This is a genomic window from Chloroherpetonaceae bacterium, assembly GCA_033763895.1.
Lineage (GTDB): Bacteria > Bacteroidota > Chlorobiia > Chlorobiales > Thermochlorobacteraceae > JANRJQ01.
This window is the reverse complement of sequence record JANRJQ010000007.1, coordinates 24,844-43,576: the sequence shown is the minus strand read 5'-3', so window position 1 is coordinate 43,576 and position 18,733 is coordinate 24,844. Positions and strand designations below refer to the sequence as shown.

Genomic DNA, 18,733 nt, shown 5'->3' with positions numbered 1-18,733 from the left:
AAATCGGCTGTTTGGCTTCAAAACTAAAACCTAAAAAGTCCGAAATTTTAAGATTTTCGTAGGTTTTGTGGAAATGAATTAATCTTTTAATCTGAATTCACCAAACACAGGATAGTGATCGCTATACTTAAAATCTTTCATCACTTCATATCGAATAACTTCCCAATGTTTTGAAAAAACAATGTAATCGAGCGTTCGATTGGGGAGTCCGGTGGGGTAGGTATAGTGAATTTCGTCATCCGTCATTGGCATCAGTTGCAAACCCGCTTCCTGTAGAATGGCAATGGTTTGATCATTTTTATAGCTGTTGGTATCACGCTCGCCGGCAGGAAATCCACTTGTTTTGCAACCCGGAGGCACAGTATTAAAATCCCCCATAAAAATAGCAGGAGCGTCTCGAAGCAGTTTGATCTCTTTCGCAATTGCTTTCGCCTGCATTTCCCTGTCACGCGGATTGTAGGGATGCATGTGCGTATTCCCGACATAAATCACTTGATCATTAAAAATCAAGGGGGCTAATGTAAACCCGCAAGCAGCAAGAAATGCAATTCGACCGGGTAGCAGATAATTTATTTGCCTTTGCCCAACCATTTGCAATTGAGAAAGGAACATATTCTCGTATCGAAAAGCCGCAAATCCCACCCCGTGTGAAATCGCTGTGCGAAACTCTGAAATCACGCGGTAATGATCACGCTGACGGTATTTTCGGAAAAGCCTGTCGCCTAGACCTAAAATCCCATTAAAAACTTCCTGAAGCCCAACGACATCATAATTATTTTTATTTTGATTGAGCCACTCGGCAATGTAATGGGTGTAAGCACGTGTATCATGAAGCAATTCTATGCGTTCAGCTTCATTGAGTGAAGATTGTGCCAAAAGATAGGGAAGTTTCGGTCCACGCCCACGATGCGTATTTAAGGTGAGGCAACGGATTGTTTTTTGTTCGCGTTTTTCTGTCAATTCCTTTAAGGCAACCAAATTTCAATTTCTAATTCATAATTATTGGCTGCAAAATTACACGCTTTGAATCGCTTTGAAGGTTAAAGTTCTGTTAAATTCATAGAAATGCGGAAATCACAGAGGTTTTATGCCGTTTCTTTCTCAATAAGTAATTAGAATCCTTATGAAAAGGATTTTGATTTGTCTAAAAGAAAATCAATGAAAAAAGGAAGCGTTTTATTGGAATCAGCTGAATTCAGATCTCTGAATTACCGTGCCCTCCTTTTTCAAAATCCAAAGAATGAAATCAGTGCATACAAACTTGATGAGGTAGAAAGCGCCTTTTTCGAAATTGATGAAGCGTTAAGGAATGGCTATTTCGCTGCCGGATTTATTTCATACGAAGCAGGTTATGCTTTTGAAAAAAAATTTCAACGAAAAATCGAATTCCGCTCATTGAGTGAATTGCCGCTACTTTGGTTTGGGATTTTTGAATCGCCTAAAAAAATGGATGGACTTTTCGAAAATGAAGAATCACTCTATACCGAGCCTATCTTTCCTAAACTTGATCTCTCTTATTCGCAATATTCTTCACAGATTGGAAGCATTCAAGAATCGATTCGAAATGGAGAAGTTTATCAAATCAATTTCACAAGCAAATATCGATTCCAATGCAATAACTCTTTCGGTTTATACAAGAAATTGAGAAAAACGCAATCGGCGGAATATAGTGCTTTTCTCAATTGTAACGGTTTTGAAATCCTTTCGATCTCTCCCGAGCTCTTTTTCAAAGTTGAAAATCGACACATCCTCACAAAGCCGATGAAGGGTACCGCACCTCGCGCAAATACACCTGCCGGCGATGATCTTATCATCAATTGGCTACAGAGTGATGAAAAAAACCGTGCGGAAAATTTGATGATTCTTGATCTTTTAAGAAATGACCTTGGAAAAATTTGCGACACTGGAAGCATTCAAGTTCCAGAAATTTTCAAAGTTGAAACAATGCAAACCGTTCATCAAATGACTTCCACGGTCATTGGAACGCTTGCGCGAGAAACGACGCCATTAAAGATTTTTCGGGCGCTTTTCCCTTCGGGAAGTATTACCGGTGCCCCGAAAGTTAAAGCAATGGAATTGATTGCAAATTTGGAAACCGAAGAACGAGGGTTGTATTGTGGGTCAATTGGTTACTTTGCACCAAGTCAAAGTTTAGAGACGGATGAAACATCCAAATCCGAAAGCTCACAAAGTTTTTCAAAAGCCGTCTTTAATGTTGCAATCCGTACCGTGGTTTGCAAGGATGGTTCAGCTGAAATGGGTGTTGGGAGTGGAATCACCATTGATTCTGTTGCTGAAGAAGAATTTGAAGAATGTAAACTCAAAGCAAAATTTTTGACAAGTGAATTCAAGCCCTTTTTACTCATCGAAACAATGCGTCTTGACAGTGAAGCACAGCATCTCAGACCTTATTTCTACGAATCTCTTCCCATAATTGAAACGAATTCGCTCAAAGCAATTCCTCTACTTGAATTTCATCTTCAACGATTAAAGGATTCTGCTTATTACTTTGGGTTTCATTTTGACTATCAAAAAATCGTTGATTCAATCAAAAAGAAAATCGAAGCGAGAAACCCCATTATACCCTCTAAACTGAGGCTCTTGCTTTCCCAAAATGGAGAATGTTCGATTGAACTGAGCCCTCTAACAATTGAAGTTCATTCACAAAAGCGCGTTTGTTTTGCAAAGCGAAGAATTGATCGAAACAATGTGTTTTTCTATCATAAAACCACGAATCGTATTCTTTACAACGAGACCTACGAAAAGCTTCAGGAAACAAATTTTTGGGATGCAATTTTTTTCAACGAAAAGGATGAAGTCACCGAAACTTGTATTGGAAATATCATTATCAAGAACGGAAATGAATTCAAAACACCTCCGATTCAATGCGGGCTTCTCAATGGCGTCTTTAGAGATTTTTTCTTAAAAGTAGAACCTCGCTGCAAGGAGTCGATTCTAACCAAGCAGGATATACTCACCGCCGAAATATGTTATGTTGCAAATTCAATTCGTGGGTTGAATGAAGTGGTGATTTCTGATGTAGAAATTTAGGCTTCTCAAATGATTCGGAAAGGAGAAAAAACTGAATCCGATGCATCTTGGTTTCGTATATTCGCAACTTGTAAGGCATGTTATTTGACAATTTGGGGATGACCGGTTTCGACGGGGTTCGTAGAGAAGGAGGTTGCACTCCGAGTTTCAGTATGGGTGGACTCGTAAAAGAAGCCTATGCAACTGTAGATGCGGACGAAACATCGTACGCAATGGCTGCCTAACTTAGCTTAACCTAAGTTTTCAGCCTTCGCCCGCAAAGGGATGTGTCTGTTCTGAACTTTGCCGGTGTCATAAAATGCGCTTGAGCCGCTAACGCAGGCTCGCGCGAGCAGACCGTTTGTAGTGGATTCTCGGCCCACTGCAGCCGTAAAGCAGCAGAGATAGTCGGGCAATTCTGTTGGTGGAATCTTGCTTTGGCGAAACACAATCACCAAAGATGAGTGTGGTGGCCGCTTTTAAAGCAATTCCGGACGCGGGTTCGAGTCCCGCCATCTCCACAAAGCCTTGCAATCTTGCAGCATAGCCGCTCAATGACCATTGGCGGCTTTTTTTTTCGATTGTAACCATATTCAACTGACTTTGAATGAGACTCGCTGTCAACATCGATCATATCGCAACACTCAGAAACGCTCGCCGCGAAAAGGAACCCGATCCCGTTCAAGCCGCAATCCTCGCCGAACTCGCCGGCGCTGAAGGAATTGTCTGCCATCTTCGTGAAGATCGACGGCATATCCAAGACCGCGATCTCGCTGCTTTGCGTGCTACCGTAAAATCAAAACTTGACCTCGAAATGGCAATGACCGAAGAAATGCTTCGTATTGCCATCAACACAAAACCCGATTTGGTGACCCTTGTTCCTGAAAATCGCGCGGAACTGACAACCGAAGGTGGATTGAATGTTTCAAAAATGCAAGACAGCCTTAAGCCGTTTATCAAAGCACTCAAGGCGCAGGGAATTCCAACAAGTTTATTTATTGAGCCCGATATAAAGGCAGTTGAACTCTCTAAAGCTGTAGGGGCAGATTTCATCGAAATTCATACAGGTAAATACGCATCCCTAAAATCGGATCGATTAATCGAAAATGAATTGAAAACAATTCAAAGTGCAGTAACTGCTGCCAAAAACTTAGGGCTTCGGGTGAATGCAGGTCACGGATTGAATTATCACAATATTCAAGCTTTTGCAAAACTTCGTGGAATCGAAGAAGTGAGCATTGGGCATTCCCTAATTGCCCGCGCCGCGCTTGTGGGTATCGAACAGGCAGTTCGAGATATGATTTCACTTATTTATCAAAATAAACATTCATGACTTTGAATATTTTCGGTTGGCTTGGGATGGGGTTTATCATGCTTTGTTGGGTGCCTCAAACCATTCAAACCTTCAAAGAAGGGCGTTGCTCCGTCAATCGCGGCTTTTTATATCTTACTTTACTTGGTTCTGTTTCGCTTACCATTCACGCAATATCATTGGGCGATGTCCCCTTTATTCTTCTCAACAGCTGGGCAACGACCGGAAGCGGAGTTAACCTCTATTTTTCTCTATTTCCTAAAAATGCTTGATAAAACACCTGTTGCTTTAATTATCGCAACCAAGAACCAAGATAAATTCAAGGAGATTCAAGCGTTTTTTGAAACTGAATTAAATAAGTTGAACACTCGATTTTCGTTTCATTCGCTGCTCAACGTTAATATCCCTGAAACTGTTGAGGATCAAGAAACCCTTCACCAAAATGCCGAAAAGAAATCCCTTGAAGCCTTCAATGCTTTAAAGGATAATTTTGAAAAACGAATTGTCATCGCTGACGACACGGGTCTCATTGTTCCTTCTCTTGGTGGTGCACCCGGTGTATTTTCTGCACGATATGCATCAGATAAAGTGCAGGGTCGAAAGCCGACATATGATGAAAATGTGAGCAAATTGCTTTCTGAAATGGAAGGAAGTCAGGCGCGAGATGCCTATTTTCTGACGGTAATGGCAATAACTCATAACCTCAATGAAAAGCGTGAATGCGTTTTCGTAGAAGGTAAGCTTGAAGGGGAGATTTTGATTGAGCGTCGTGGAACAAATGGCTTTGGCTACGACCCCGTTTTTTTGATTTCAAATTTCGATAAAACCTTAGCTGAACTTACGATGGAAGAGAAAAATCAAATCAGCCATAGAGCTAAGGCTTTACAAGGTGCAAAATTATTTTTGCAATCCCTTTTTGAAAATGTTTCCGAATAAGCGATTTTAAACTTCTGCTGCATTCAAAGTCGAAAATTGATTTACGACTATTTCATTTATATTTCACAAAATTAATTTATCAAGTCGGATTTGTGATGAGCGAAACGCAAAGCATTTCAAACGAATTGCAGCAAGAATTAATCGATTCGTGTGATGATCCGGATAAGTTTCGAGTGGTGCTTTCGAAGCTCACCGCACGAGACTTGAAACCCATTTATGATACGCTCTATCAATTTGTTTTGAGTGAATCTCAAAATGCTCAGACTGTAGTTACACGGTTTGATTTGCAAGTTGGAACGCTCGCAGTCTCTGCCTATCAGCAAAAAGCAAAGTGCAAAGAGCCACTCGGTTATTGCACACTTTCAATGTGCGTGAGAATCAACCCCACTTGCGGTACCCAGCGATTGATCATGTTGCTCTCTGATTTAAGACCATTCTTGTATCGCCTGCTTTTAGAGCGACCGGAACTTCGCTCACTCCCAAAATCACCTGAAATTGAAGTCATGACTTATGAGCCTATTTCTGAAGTTCAACCGGAGAGGGAAGAAGTAAAATTAATTGAAACAAAACCACCTGAGCAGGTTGTGCAAAAAGCTGAAATAGCATCAGAGATGATTGATAAAGTGTTTCGATCAAAAAATAATCTCTGGCAAATGGTGGATAAGGAGGGATTCGAGCACGCTTTGGTTGTTACAGAATGGGGGGACATCATTGAATCCGCTTCTACTAAACCAATCAATCTAAAACCCATTGCACAAGCACTCTCAAATGAAATTCAGTCATTGAATTTACAAGGTAAAACACTTTCACTCAATCGGTTAAGAGTGATTACCAAAGAATACCGAAATGCTGTTGTGGGAATGTATTCTTTGGGAGAAAACTTATACCTCTTAGGAATTTCATCGGCAGTATTGCCCGGAAAGCTTCACTCGATTATTTCAAAATCTGGCCAAAGGATGCGAAGCGACTTAGCTTAAAGACATCATTGTTTACTGCTAAGTGTTCAAATCCTGAAAGGAAAGTTTATGATAACACATATTAAAGTTCAGGATTATCGCATCGCCTTAGTGGGAACAGGAGCTTTGGGCTCACAACTTGCACTCGTTCTTCACCAGCTAGGATTTTCAATCGATTGCCTGATTAATCGAACCCTTGATGATGCGCTTGAGCTCAGCCGAAAGATTAAAACCAAAGTCATTTCAGATCAGGTTGAGGATATCCCCAAAGCCATCAATCTCTTACTGATTGCCGTACAGGATAGTAAAATTCCTGAAGTTGTGAAGCAATATGCCGAGCACAATCATAATCTAAAGCATTTAACGGTCGTACACTTTTCTGGCGCACTTACAACCGATGTCCTCTTACCGCTTGGTCGCCGCGGCGCACTCACGCTTTCAATGCACCCTTATCAAACCTTTACCAAAAAGATTTTGCCCAATTACCCTGAGAAATTCAAGTGCTACTATGGATTGCAATCCGATGAGGAAGAAGGAATTGAGTTTGGAAAATTTTTAGCACATCAATTTGGCGGTAAAATTTTAATCCTTCCCAAAGAAGCCAAGACACTTTATCATATTTCCTCGGTCATGCTTTCAAATTATATGGTGACCCTAACAAGTGTTGCCTCCGAACTTTTTGCAGCCTTGGGCACTCCTCAGCGCGAAGCTTTCAAGGTCTTTGAACCCATTATGCGTAGCATGCTCGATAACCTTCGCGATAGCGAACGCATTTGGGACGCGCTCTCCGGCCCCATCGAACGCGGCGATGTCGCAACCGTAAAACGGCATCTCGCTGAACTTTCAGAGCAAATGCCGCATTTGATTAGTGTCTATGCCGCAATGGCGATGGAGACAGTCCGTGTGGCGGTGCAAAAAGGCTCAATCTCGCAAGACGAAGCCGGCATTATGCTCGATGACCTCGAAAACTACCTTCGCCGTGAAAGCGAATTTGAAGAATAAATTACATGAGCAGATTTATTTTTGCTCATCATTTCAATTATGCTTAGCACTATTCAATCAACACATCCATTAACCCATCATTATTTCTCCCATATTCAAAACGGAGAGTATTGGCTCAAACGAATTCAAGAAATTGATCGATATTGGTCGCACGTGGGGTTAGGGGAAGCTATACCACCGCCAAAAGTTCTTTTCTCCGAATCGGAACTCCCTAATTCTGCCGTCATTTCCGGCGAATTTGATGTCATCTATTCGGGCGCGACCCTTGGGCTCTTGCACGCTGCTGCACTGACTTCGCTTTACAACAAGAAAATCTTGCTTATCGATAAACACACACCCGCAAAAACACATCGCGATTGGAATATCTCTTTGCGCGAATTGCAGAGGCTTGATGCAATGGGCTTTATGTCGCTTTCAGAAAGTGAAAAAGCAATCACCAAATCTTATAAAACCGGTTTTGTGGAATTTGCCGCAAAGTCTAATGTTAAGCGGCTTTTCATCGATAAAGTACTTGATTGCGCCATTGATTCCGATATTATCCTGAATCATGCGTTGAAAAAAGTCAATTCAAGTGAGGGGAATTTGGTTTTAGGGCAAACGGAATTTAAGCGATTATTTCAAGGCAAAGATTCAGTGACGGTTGAGGTTCAAAAGGATGGCGAAACAAAGTATTATCGTGCAAAAGCCTTTGCTGATGCAATGGGCGTGATGTCGCCCCTTGCAATGCAACTCAACACGGTGGATGGCTTTGCACGGCCTCAAACGCATGTTTGTCCAACCGTTGGCACTTTGGCTTCAGGGTTAGAAGGAATTGATTACGACATTGGAGAAATTCTTTTGAGTAATGAACCTGCCGAAGCCCACCGTCAATTAATTTGGGAAGGCTTCCCGGCAACAAATCATGAGTTTACAACTTATCTCTTTTTTTATGATAAGCTTGAGTCTCTGGCCGATAAATCACTCTTGAATCTTTTTGAAATCTATTTTGAAAAGTTACCAGCCTACAAAAAGCCCTCAAAAGAATTCAAGATTATCAAACCAGTTTTTGGAATCATACCGGCTTATCATCATGATGGATTCGGCAAAACGCGCGTGACTGCCGCTCATCGCTTGATTTTATTGGGTGATGCAGCTTCTCTCTCATCGCCACTGACTTTTTGCGGCTTTGGCTCGATGGTGAGAAATCTGGAGCGAACGGTTTCGAAATTTGCAGAGGCATTCGATCAAAATGACCTCAGTGTTGAGCGGCTTTCCGAAATCAATGCGTATGAACCCAATGTCGCGATTATGTCCAACCTGATGAAATTTATGTGCTACAATGAATCAACCGATGAGCCGAATTTTGTTAATGAGTTGATGAATCAAATCATGATTGTGCTTGACGAATTACCGCCAAGGTATCGGGAGACGATGTTTCGTGATGAAATGTCTTTACAAGATTTTACCACTTTGATTTTAACCGTGGGTGCGAAGTATCCTAAAATTTTCCCTATTACTTATCAAAAACTGGGTATTTCAGGAAGTGTGAGTTGGCTGAAAAACTGGACAGGGTGGGCTGCAGCAGAGGTCTTAAAGCGATAATTATTCATCGTCTTCACTTGTATCTAAGGTTTTTTTCATATCCACTGCAAAGAGAGCCGGATTCAGTACCTCGAGTTTTTTTTGTATGGTGTTTAGCCTTTCACTGCAATGCTTTGCAATCGATTGGCCTTCTTCATAAAGCAATATCGCATCTTCAATTCCGGTTGATTCGTTTTGAATCTCTTCGGAAATGACTTGCAATCGTGCAATAAGTTCTTCAAGTTTCTTTTGAGAAAAATCGATTGGGGCGGTGTCAGCGTTTTTTTTCGGCATTGTTTCAATTAGATTTGTATGAATTTACTGCAAAAATGGGAAAGACCTTAATCACCGAAAAAGATATTCTTGCTGCGAAAAGAAGTGGGAAATCAGAAATAGAACTTACCTCAGTGTCGCTCGTGACGCCGCTTGCCAAAGACCGTGCTAAGGAATTTGGCATAAAGCTTATTTCAAAGTTGAAGGCAACAAAACCGCTTCCCGAACCCTCTCAATTAACCATTGCCATTGGTTCAGATCACTCCGGTTTTCAAACGAAAACCGATTTGAAAAAACTGCTTGCAGATAAAAATTATCGTTTGCTTGATTTCGGAACCGATTCCGAATCGTCTTGCGATTACCCCGATTTCGCCGAAAAAGTGGGTGAAGCTGTTCGTACAGGAAGAGCAACATTTGGAATTATGATTGATGGGGTAGGAACTGCATCTGCCATTGTGTTGAACAAAATGCCCGGGATTCGCGCGGCATTGTGCTATAATGAATTTTCAGCCCAAATTGCACGCGGACACGGTAATGCCAATGTGCTCACGCTTGGCGCTCGCGCTTTGGGAATCGAAGTGATTAAGCGGATTGTAACGACATTTATTACCACACCGTTTGAAGGTGAACGCCATCAAACCCGACTCTCAAAAGTCGAAGCGATTGAAAAAAAATTTCTTAAAACCTATTGAATTAACAAGCGTTCTAACTTGGATAAAAAAGAAAAAACACCGCATCTCTATGCCTCGCGAGGCTTTACGATGGATGAATTGGTGAGAATTTACTCACGATATTGCCGCGATCTCGGCGACCCCGAAGAAATTTGGATTGAAGGGTACGACGAGTTCCTTTTTTACCGAAGCGATATCGAAATCAGAAAGTCCGAACTTACTAATGAACAAGCTAGAGAAGTCCGGCGTTGCGATGCCATTGTACTTCAAAATGCTTATCAATATCTTGAAGTTTATGAATTCGGTTTAGGCCTGCTTGATGAATCACACCGAAAGACTTATCCGAAATCGCATTGGTGGTGGTATGTTGATGAAATTCATTTTGGCAAAATGTCAAAACCAGATTTATCTCTCCCAATTTGAACGAAAAATAATTGATGAAATCTACGCTCATCGAATACACTTTTTTATTAACTCATTATTCTTTATCCAATTGAATAGAACTTTTCGTAAAGCATTAGGGTCAAAGCAAAAGGCGCTTACTTCAAGCGTTATGACCTACAAAGAAAAATCAACCGTCGAAAAAACGGTTCTTCCAAATGGGCTCACGGTTTTAAGTGAGTTTGTACCCACCGTTCGCAGTGTTTCTGTTGGAATATGGACTAATACTGGTTCGCGCGACGAAGATAAATCCAACAACGGAATGGCTCATTTTATTGAGCATTTGGTCTTTAAGGGAACAAAAAATCGAAACTTTGTTGAAATCTCACGAAGCCTTGAGCAAGTGGGAGGTTACTTGAATGCTTTTACCACCAAAGAAAGAACCTGCTTTTACGCCCGTGTGCTCGATGAATTTCTCCCCACCGCGGTTGATGTCATTTCCGATTTGGTTTTTCATCCGACCTTCCCAAAAGAAGAAGTCGAGAAAGAAAAAGATGTCATTATCGAAGAAATCAAAAGCGCCGATGATACGCCCGACGATGTCATTCACGACGATTTCGATAAGCTTCTCTACGGCGAACATCCGCTGGGTTTTCCAATAGGTGGCACTGAAAAAAGTGTTCGTGGCATTACACGAAAAATGGCACTCGACTTTATGCAAGAGCGTTACACCACCGATCAAATGACTCTCGCCGCTGCCGGGCATGTCAAACACGAGACTCTTGTTAAGCTTGCTCAGTCATTTATCCCTGACCGAAGAAATCCAAAACGACCAAATCGCACCGGATTTCCTATGAAAGCCTATCAGAAAAAAGAAAGGGAAGTGAAAAAACCCATTCAACAAGCGCATCTCTTGCTTGGGTTTCCTTTTAGCCGTAGCGATAAAGATTACTACGCGATGAATCTACTTAATACCATTTTGGGCGGTGGAATGAGTTCGCGGCTGAATCTTGAACTTCGTGAGCGTCACGGGCTCGCTTATTCGGTTTTTTCTTCGTTCCTCACATCTGATGAAACAAATCTTTTTAATGTCTATATCGGCACCGATAAGAATAAGCTAGACAAGTCAGAAAAACTCATTTATCAAGAGCTTGAAAAATTAGCGTCAAAAGCGCCAAGCCAAAAGGAACTTGAACTGAGCAAAGCCCAACTAAAAGGTGGGCTCATTATGGCACAAGAAAGCATGTCTTCAAGAGCAGGGCATCTTTCACAAGATTTTTATTACTTCGGCAGGTTTCGCGAAATCGCTGAAGTCATCGATGAAGTCGATTCCGTTTCTGCCTCCGATATTCGCACGCTCGCTTCTCACCTTTTCGATCGATCCAAATTCTCCGTTTTAAAGTATCTTCCCAAAAAATAACCAAGCTAATTGATGAAAATTTTGAGAAGTACCCGAAAGGGTACTTTTTTTAATGATTTTACTTATATTATACCCGTTCAGGTATAAAAACAGTGTTTTTTATTAAAAGTGAACCCGTTAGGGTATATGACGATTAAAGAATTTGTTAAAGCGAAACGTAAAGAAGCAGGGCTTACGCAGTCAGAAATGGCCTATAAAGCCGGTGTTGGCCTAAGGTTTGTTCGCGAATTGGAGCGCGGGAAAAAGACTCTTCGCTTGGATAAAGTCAATCAAATTTTGAAACTCTTTGGCCACGAAGCAGGGCCGGTGAAAATGAAGAGAGGTGAATGATGAAAATTAGAAGTGGGAATGTACTGTTATATGATAAAAAGTAGGTGAAGTATGGGAATCCTTCGAAGGGTATTTCTTTCAGTATGACAAAAAATATCTTTCTCAAAAAGAAGCAATTCCAATCAGCGTAAATTTTCCTCTTCAGGAAGCACCTTTCAAAAGTAAAGTACTATTCCCTTACTTCGATGGATTAATCCCAGAAGGCTGGTTGCTTCTTATTGCTGAAAAGAACTGGAAATTGAATCCTCGAGATAGAATGGGTCTATTATTGGTTTGTTGCAAAGATTGTATTGGTGCTGTAAGTATTGAAAATAAGGATTAAAATAAATATGAATAAATGCCTTTTTTGCTATAGAGAACTTGAACCACCTGAAATTGATTTTCATAAAAAGTGCTCAAAAAAAATATTTGGCTTGCCTATGCCACCACTTCTTGAAATAACAGAAAAAAGTGTTATCGATTTAGCAAAAGAAGTAATTAAGAAACAAATTTCACTAACCGGATTTCAACCAAAATTATCGCTTACTATAAGTTCATCTCAGAATAAAGGGAATCGATTTACAATTGTAGGTTTGTGGGGTGAATACATATTTAAGCCACCAACCAAAGATTATCCACATTTGCCAGAAGTAGAGCATTTAACGATGAAACTTGCCGAAATTTCGGGAATAAAAACGGTCACCAATTCACTAATAAGAATGAACTCTGGTAGTTTATCTTATATCACGAAAAGAATAGACCGTGTGGATTCTATGAAAAGAAGAATGGAAGATTTTTGTCAGATCGCCGAAAGAATGACTTAAGATAAATACAAAGGGAGTTACGAACAAATAGGGAAGCTAATTCAGCGTTACTCCTCAAACCCCGGTTTGGATATTGTGAATTTTTTTGAAGTCGTTATATTCTCATTTCTCGTCGGAAATTCAGATATGCATCTTAAAAATTTTTCTATAATTGAAAATGAGAATGGGGATTTAACTTTATCTCCGGCTTATGACTTGGTTTCAACATTTTTAGTTAACCCAAATGACAAAGAAGAGCTAGCGTTAACGCTTAATTGGAAAAGGAAAAAGATTAAATTTATCGATTTTGAAAAATCATGTGAAACCTTGGAAATCGAAAAAAATGTATTAACAAGAATTATTAAAAATTTTCAAAGTTTTCAACCATTTTGGTATGAGAAAATCGATGAAAGCTTCTTAAACAGTAATTTTCAAAAAAAATTAAAGCAAAAAATTGGTGAAAATATCCAAAAATTATCTTAACCCGCAATACTCCCCAATACTATCCGCCACATAAGCAATTTCTTCTTCCTCAAGCTCTGTATGCATTGGCAGCGAAAGCACTCTTCCTCCCAAAGATTCCGAAATTGGTAAAGAGCCTTTGGGATATTTTTCATCCAAAAAGGCTTTTTGCAAATTTAGCGAAATGGGATAATGCACGCTGCTTGGAACTCCTGCTCCGTGAAGAAATTTCTGTAAGCCATCGCGCTGCTCCATCGAATCAAGAACAATGGTGTATTGATGATAAATGTGATCGGCTTTTGGATGAACTATGGGCGTTTTCACTTTCACTCCGGAAAGATACTGATTATAAAGTGCTGCCGCTTTTTGCCGTGCAAGGTTAAACGAGGGAAGATGCCTGAGTTTTACCTTCAAAACCGCGGCTTGTAAGGTGTCAATTCGTGAGTTGAACCCTAATAACTCGTGGGTATAACGAATTTTTGCACCGTGTTGCGCAATCATTTTAAGCCGCTGATAAAGTGCCTCATCATTTGTGAAGATTCCGCCGGCATCGCCAAATGCTCCCAAGTTCTTTGCCGGAAAGAAACTTGTGGTGCTGATATGGCCAAAAGTTCCAGCTTTTTTTCCGTTCCAATGTGCTCCAAACGATTGCGCATTATCTTCAATCACATAAAGACCGTGTTTGGACGCAAGTGCCATTATCTCCTCCATATTTGCTGGTTGCCCATAAAGATGAACCGGCATAATGGCTTTGGTTTTTAATGAAATCGCATCCTGTATCAAGTTGGGGTTGATATTGAAAGTATCAGCATCAATGTCGGCGTAGCGAGCTGTCGCGCCAACAAGTAAAATAGCTTCAACTGTTGCGGCAAATGTAAATGGGGTTGTGATTACTTCATCGCCCGGACCAATATTCAACGCTCGTAAGGCAACAACGAGCGCATCCGTTCCATTTGCACATCCGATTGAATACTTACATCCTAAATATCCCGAAAGTTCACATTCCAATTCGCCAACTTGCGGACCGTTGATGAATGATGCCGATTCCATAACTTTCTTAATCTCCGGTTCCATTTCGTTCCATAAACGGCGGTGAAGGTTTACCAAATCAACTAATTGTATGGGTAGTTCGGGTTTTTTTGTTTTTTCTACTTGGTGTATCATATTGAAATATTTTAGATACAAAGTTACAAAAGCATAATCAGATAGAAACGGCGCTTAGTTGGAAATTCTCCAGACACATAAAAAATTCAAAAAAGTAAAAGAGAATTATTTATGAATCTCTTACATTTGCCACTCATTAAAACTAAGAATGATTGAAATGGAAATTGATGCATCTTCCGTAGTTCTTACGAGCGACGCTCTAACGCTTGAAAAAGAGAGTGATTTATTTTTTCATACCTACAGCCGTTTGCCACTTGCAATAGAAAAGGGGAAAGGCGCGTATCTATACACCAAATCAGGCGAAAAATATTTAGACATGATTGCCGGAATTGGCGTTAATGCCCTCGGATATGGGAATCCAAAAATTATCAAAGCGATTACCGACCAAACAAAAAAATATATTCACACTTCCAATCTGTTTCTTCTTGAGCCTCAATTCCGCTTGGCTGATAAGCTCATTGAACTTACAGGACTTTCAAAAGTATTTTTCTCCAATAGCGGGGCAGAAGCTAACGATGGTGCCATTAAACTCGCGCGAAAGTGGGCTACACAATTTTCCCCGATTAAATCTGACCATAAAACCGAGGTTCTTTCACTAACGAATGGATTTCACGGAAGAACTTATGGCGCGCTTACGCTTACTCCAAAAGCGAAGTATCACGAGGGTTTTTATCCCCTTTTACCTTCAACAGGAACCATTCAATTCAATGATGGTGAAGATTTACGCGCAAAAGTTTCAGATAAAACCGCAGCTGTATTTGTGGAGTTTGTTCAAGGCGAAGGTGGGATTTGTGCCCTACAAAAGTCATTTGTTGAATTGCTTTTTGAACTCTCTGTAAAGCATCATTTTTTAATCGTTGCCGATGAGGTTCAAGCAGGTTGTGGGAGAACAGGCGATTTTTTCAGTTACATGAATTTCGGTGTAACTCCTGATATCGTTACGGCAGCAAAGCCCTTAGGGGGAGGTTTACCTTTAGGTGCAATTATCGGAGGAAAGCGCGTTGAAGAAGCATTTACAAAAGGATCTCACGGCACAACATTTGGCGGAAATCCTGTCGCAGCCGCAGCTGGTTTAGCCTTAATTGAAGAAATGTTGGAAAAGAATTTGATGACTCAAGCAAAAGAAGTCGGTGCGTATTTCAAATGGAAATTGGATGAGATGCGGCGTAATCATTTGCAAATTACCGCGATTCGGCAAATTGGTCTCATGATTGGAATCAGTGTCAGTCGAGATGCTTCTTATTATGTACAAAAAGCATTGAAACAAGGGTTAATCATTAATGCAACCAATACGAATGTAATTCGGCTCTTACCGCCTCTTATTATTTCCAAAAAGGAAGTGGATCAAGCAGTTAAAATATTGGACAAGATTTTTAAGGGTGAATGGCTCGAGGGGCTCACAGAATCAGCAAAGTAAAACTGAATGATTAAAGAAAGAGAACAACAGGAATTGCAAATAACGGAGAGTAAGAATAAAGTTTATTCTCGTTTCCAAAGCGAAATCGCTGTCCGCCCAGACGACATTGACTTGAATCAACATGTTCACAACACCCGTTACCTTGAATATTTGCTTGCCGCTCGATATGATCAGATGGGGCGATGTTACAAAATGCCTATGGAGGATTTTATAAAACTTGGTTTTGGGTGGTTTGTAAAAGCAACCTACATCGAATATAAACGAGAACTTGGATTGGGAGATACGGCTCTCGTCGATACTTGGATTATGGAAATGCAAAAGCAAAGTGTCAAAGTGGGATTTGAAATAAAAAGAAAATCAACTGGAAAACTCTGTACCTCTGGTTGGATTGATTATGTTATGATTAATATCAAAACCGGTAAAGCAGAAACAATTCCTGATTTTATAATTGAAAAATATTCAATCTAATGCGTCCTAAATATTTATTTTCATTACTTGTTATTACCCTTTTTTCCTTAACATCGCTTTGTTTTTTTTCGGGTTGCGATGGATGTAATGATTCAAAAAGGGATAAAACTAATTCCAAAGTTCAAGGCACTTTTATCCCCCAAAAACGCGGAAATAAACATAAAATAATGATTGATACAGCTATGATTTGGGTTGAAATCGCTGATGAAGAACTAGAGAGAGAAAAAGGGTTGATGTTCCGAGAATCGATGCCTGAAGATGAAGGCATGCTTTTCGTTTTTGAATCTCCTCGTTTACTCAGTTTTTGGATGAAAAATACATTTATTCCACTTGATATTGCTTATATCGATCAAAATGGATTTATTGTTGATATTCTTCATATGAAAGCAGAAGGGGCTTCAACAAAACCTGATGAAGACTTCGCCACTTATCCCGGATCAAAACCGGCGGTCTATGCCTTAGAATTAAACGAAGGTTGGTTTAAGAAAAGAGGAATCGGCGTTGGAACGAAAGTGAGATTTAACTGACTCATTTAATCTTCACTAAATCACACCCTTCGTGGAGGCAATTTCATTATCGATAATTACAATAGCTTCCCGAAATGAAACAGCAAATGCCTTAAACAACCCCTCAATTTTATGATGAGTATTTTTTCCATAAAGAATTTCTAAATGAATATTTGCTTTCAAGTGTTCTGCTAATGAAAAAAAGAAATGCTCGACCATTTCAGTTGCCATATCGCTTATTTTAGCACGATTAAACTTTGCATTGAAAACAAGATAACTTCTACCACTCAAATCTATAGCCGCTCTTACAAGTGTTTCGTCCATCGGAATATAGGCATATCCATAACGCTTGATCCCAACTTTACTCCCTAAAGCTTCTTTTAATGCGGAACCTAATGCGATTGCAATATCTTCTACAGTATGATGATCGTCAATACGAATATCACCTTTGCAACTTATTCGTAAATCAATTTTAGAATGCTTCGAAAATAATTCTAACATGTGATCTAAAAAGCTTATCCCAGAAGAAATTTGATATTTCCCTGAGCCATCTAAATTTAACTCAATTAAAATTTCTGTTTCTTTTGTTTTCCTTTCGATTAAAGTCTTACGAATTGCTACTTCAGGTGAAGGTGAACCTACAGTTTTTTTGGAATTAACCATTTTTGCTTGTGATTGATTCCTTTTAGATGCCATAATTTTTCTTTGATTTCTTATATATGATATCTGAGATTGCCATTAATAAAAAAATTGCTAAAGAGACGCCAAGGATAAAACCTGTCAACACCTTAAAGAAAATATTTAAGTCATTTGATAGATCAATAATCAGCAACCGTTCAAAAAAAAATTGTATTAAGTTAATAAATAATGATAGAATAAGGAGAAAGAGTGCTTTAATTTCAGAAGACTCTTTTATAATTATAAAACCAAAAAGGGTACCAAGATAAATTGCGAAGCAACGAACACATACCGCAAACGGATGTTCGTTGATGTAAAAGCATCTCGCGGGATCTTGATGGCAAATTCCCTTAAAAACGAAATAAATCGAAAAATCATTTAAAAAAGGGGCTAAGACAGTTAGAGCGATCAAGGCAAAAAAAAATGCTGCACCATAAGTCTTCGATTTCCAATCAAAAGAAACCTTCTTCGAATCGCCAAATTTATAAAATAATTCTTTCAAAGATTAATGAGAAAAGTATTAATTATTGGAAATAAAGGGAACTTTGGTAATTTCCTTGAAAAATCCATTTTGCCGAGTATATCCGATCTTCTTCAAATAAATTTGATTAAAGGATGTGATATTGATGTAGAATTTAATGATATGATTGAAACTGCATCAGAATTTTCTGATATCATTATTTGTATCAATCTTGGAAACTACCATAAAACCCTAAAAAAAATAATCCCTGAATTCATTCGTCTTGAGAAACCGATTACCTTTTGGCTCGTACCTTCTTTACAATATCCCTCTTTTGTGGCTATAAAAGAATTCGACCTTAAAAGACACAGAAAAATTGATTTCGTTTTACTTCATCCGATGTATGGGCCGCAAAGCTTTTCGAATTCAACTTTCAATTCAAGAACAACTTTTCAGACGATTGTAACGTATGTCACTAGCAAAAAAACAAAAATTTGTTTAGAAAATGTAGAAAAAGCTTGTCAGGCAAAACACAACTTATCATTTCAATATCAATTTACCCCTGAATCGCATGATTTTGAAGTTGCAAAAACACAAGGTCTTGTATTTGCATTTGCGCTGACACTTCTAGAACATAAAAAGGTAGCAAACGAATTTCAATCTCGATTTCCAAAACAATTTGCCGCTTTTCTTGCTGATAAAGCACTAATGAGTGATTTTATTGCGCTAAATATAAAAGCGAATGAAATTTTTAGTGAATTTAAATCTATGATGTCTGAATATAACAATAATCAAGTTACTCTTGAAGATTACATGCAATGTTATTGTAGGTTAAACAGCATATATAATTCGAATTCTAAAAATGAAGTAAAAATTACCACTGAAAGTTACCTTACTTTAACAAAATCATTTTGTCAAATTTAGT

The 18,733-nt window shown here is 39.4% G+C and carries 19 protein-coding genes, 1 other RNA gene and 2 pseudogenes; 18 read left to right on the top strand and 4 right to left on the bottom strand.

The annotated features are described in order from the left end of the window. Positions 1–78: 78 nt before the first annotated feature. On the bottom strand, positions 79–960 hold the full coding sequence (locus SFU91_05260) for an endonuclease/exonuclease/phosphatase family protein (protein ID MDX2128425.1): 882 nt from the start codon (positions 958–960) through the stop codon (positions 79–81). A 198-nt stretch (positions 961–1,158) separates the two neighbouring features. On the opposite strand from SFU91_05260, the gene pabB reads away from it, so the two are divergent. The 8 genes from pabB (at position 1,159) to SFU91_05220 (ending at position 8,817) form a co-directional block, all read left to right on the top strand. Continuing rightward, positions 1,159–3,051: an aminodeoxychorismate synthase component I gene (pabB, locus tag SFU91_05255; protein MDX2128424.1), complete on the top strand. Its 1,893-nt coding sequence runs from the start codon at positions 1,159–1,161 to the stop codon at positions 3,049–3,051. 94 nt (positions 3,052–3,145) lie between these two features. Beyond that, positions 3,146–3,554, top strand: a transfer-messenger RNA (tmRNA) gene (gene ssrA, locus SFU91_05250). Positions 3,555–3,637: 83 nt separating this feature from the next. Beyond that, positions 3,638–4,363 (top strand): pyridoxine 5'-phosphate synthase, encoded by a 726-nt coding sequence (locus SFU91_05245; protein ID MDX2128423.1) that lies wholly within the window; start codon positions 3,638–3,640, stop codon positions 4,361–4,363. After that, positions 4,360–4,614 (top strand): hypothetical protein, encoded by a 255-nt coding sequence (locus tag SFU91_05240; protein MDX2128422.1) that lies wholly within the window; start codon positions 4,360–4,362, stop codon positions 4,612–4,614. Before SFU91_05245 ends, SFU91_05240 begins: the two co-directional genes overlap by 4 nt. Continuing rightward, positions 4,607–5,278: an RdgB/HAM1 family non-canonical purine NTP pyrophosphatase gene (gene rdgB, locus SFU91_05235; protein ID MDX2128421.1), complete on the top strand. Its 672-nt coding sequence runs from the start codon at positions 4,607–4,609 to the stop codon at positions 5,276–5,278. Before SFU91_05240 ends, rdgB begins: the two co-directional genes overlap by 8 nt. Positions 5,279–5,373: 95 nt before the next feature. Continuing rightward, complete coding sequence (locus SFU91_05230) at positions 5,374–6,255, top strand: hypothetical protein (GenBank protein MDX2128420.1); 882 nt, start codon at positions 5,374–5,376, stop codon at positions 6,253–6,255. 48 nt (positions 6,256–6,303) lie between these two features. Beyond that, complete coding sequence (locus SFU91_05225; GenBank protein ID MDX2128419.1) at positions 6,304–7,236, top strand: DUF2520 domain-containing protein; 933 nt, start codon at positions 6,304–6,306, stop codon at positions 7,234–7,236. Positions 7,237–7,275: 39 nt separating this feature from the next. Then, positions 7,276–8,817, top strand: coding sequence for a hypothetical protein (locus SFU91_05220; protein MDX2128418.1), 1,542 nt, complete (start codon positions 7,276–7,278; stop codon positions 8,815–8,817). Here the strand turns inward: SFU91_05220 and xseB are convergent, their stop codons facing one another. After that, positions 8,818–9,090: an exodeoxyribonuclease VII small subunit gene (gene xseB / locus SFU91_05215; GenBank protein MDX2128417.1), complete on the bottom strand. Its 273-nt coding sequence runs from the start codon at positions 9,088–9,090 to the stop codon at positions 8,818–8,820. A gap of 35 nt (positions 9,091–9,125) precedes the next feature. On the opposite strand from xseB, the gene rpiB reads away from it, so the two are divergent. The 6 genes and pseudogenes from rpiB (at position 9,126) to SFU91_05185 (ending at position 13,136) form a co-directional block, all read left to right on the top strand. Then, positions 9,126–9,761 carry a ribose 5-phosphate isomerase B gene (gene rpiB / locus SFU91_05210; GenBank protein MDX2128416.1) on the top strand — a complete coding sequence of 212 codons (636 nt, stop codon included), beginning with the start codon at positions 9,126–9,128 and terminating at the stop codon, positions 9,759–9,761. An 18-nt stretch (positions 9,762–9,779) separates the two neighbouring features. Next, complete coding sequence (locus SFU91_05205; GenBank protein MDX2128415.1) at positions 9,780–10,163, top strand: hypothetical protein; 384 nt, start codon at positions 9,780–9,782, stop codon at positions 10,161–10,163. A gap of 70 nt (positions 10,164–10,233) precedes the next feature. After that, positions 10,234–11,541 carry a pitrilysin family protein gene (locus SFU91_05200; protein ID MDX2128414.1) on the top strand — a complete coding sequence of 436 codons (1,308 nt, stop codon included), beginning with the start codon at positions 10,234–10,236 and terminating at the stop codon, positions 11,539–11,541. Between the two features lie 126 nt (positions 11,542–11,667). Next, positions 11,668–11,871, top strand: coding sequence for a type II toxin-antitoxin system Y4mF family antitoxin (locus tag SFU91_05195; GenBank protein ID MDX2128413.1), 204 nt, complete (start codon positions 11,668–11,670; stop codon positions 11,869–11,871). A 49-nt stretch (positions 11,872–11,920) separates the two neighbouring features. Continuing rightward, positions 11,921–12,193 (top strand): annotated as a pseudogene (locus SFU91_05190) (HipA N-terminal domain-containing protein). Positions 12,194–12,200: 7 nt separating this feature from the next. After that, positions 12,201–13,136: pseudogene (locus tag SFU91_05185) on the top strand (HipA domain-containing protein). Here the strand turns inward: SFU91_05185 and SFU91_05180 are convergent. After that, positions 13,128–14,279: a DegT/DnrJ/EryC1/StrS family aminotransferase gene (locus SFU91_05180; GenBank protein ID MDX2128412.1), complete on the bottom strand. Its 1,152-nt coding sequence runs from the start codon at positions 14,277–14,279 to the stop codon at positions 13,128–13,130. The pseudogene SFU91_05185 and the gene SFU91_05180 sit on opposite strands and share 9 nt — an antisense overlap. A gap of 148 nt (positions 14,280–14,427) precedes the next feature. Between SFU91_05180 and SFU91_05175 the strand changes: the two genes are divergently transcribed. The 3 genes from SFU91_05175 (at position 14,428) to SFU91_05165 (ending at position 16,691) form a co-directional block, all read left to right on the top strand. After that, complete coding sequence (locus tag SFU91_05175; GenBank protein MDX2128411.1) at positions 14,428–15,696, top strand: aspartate aminotransferase family protein; 1,269 nt, start codon at positions 14,428–14,430, stop codon at positions 15,694–15,696. A 6-nt stretch (positions 15,697–15,702) separates the two neighbouring features. After that, positions 15,703–16,164, top strand: a complete 462-nt coding sequence (locus SFU91_05170; protein MDX2128410.1) for an acyl-CoA thioesterase — start codon at positions 15,703–15,705, stop codon at positions 16,162–16,164. A 167-nt stretch (positions 16,165–16,331) separates the two neighbouring features. Then, the gene (locus SFU91_05165; GenBank protein MDX2128409.1) at positions 16,332–16,691 is read left to right on the top strand and encodes a DUF192 domain-containing protein; all 360 of its coding nucleotides are present in this window, start codon (positions 16,332–16,334) and stop codon (positions 16,689–16,691) included. Positions 16,692–16,706: 15 nt separating this feature from the next. Here SFU91_05165 and hisB read toward each other — a convergent pair whose 3' ends face one another. After that, the gene (gene hisB / locus SFU91_05160; GenBank protein MDX2128408.1) at positions 16,707–17,366 is read right to left on the bottom strand and encodes an imidazoleglycerol-phosphate dehydratase HisB; all 660 of its coding nucleotides are present in this window, start codon (positions 17,364–17,366) and stop codon (positions 16,707–16,709) included. 490 nt (positions 17,367–17,856) lie between these two features. Here hisB and SFU91_05155 point away from each other — a divergent pair, with 490 nt between their 5' ends. After that, on the top strand, positions 17,857–18,732 hold the full coding sequence (locus SFU91_05155; GenBank protein MDX2128407.1) for a hypothetical protein: 876 nt from the start codon (positions 17,857–17,859) through the stop codon (positions 18,730–18,732). The last annotated feature ends 1 nt before the right edge of the window (position 18,733 follow it).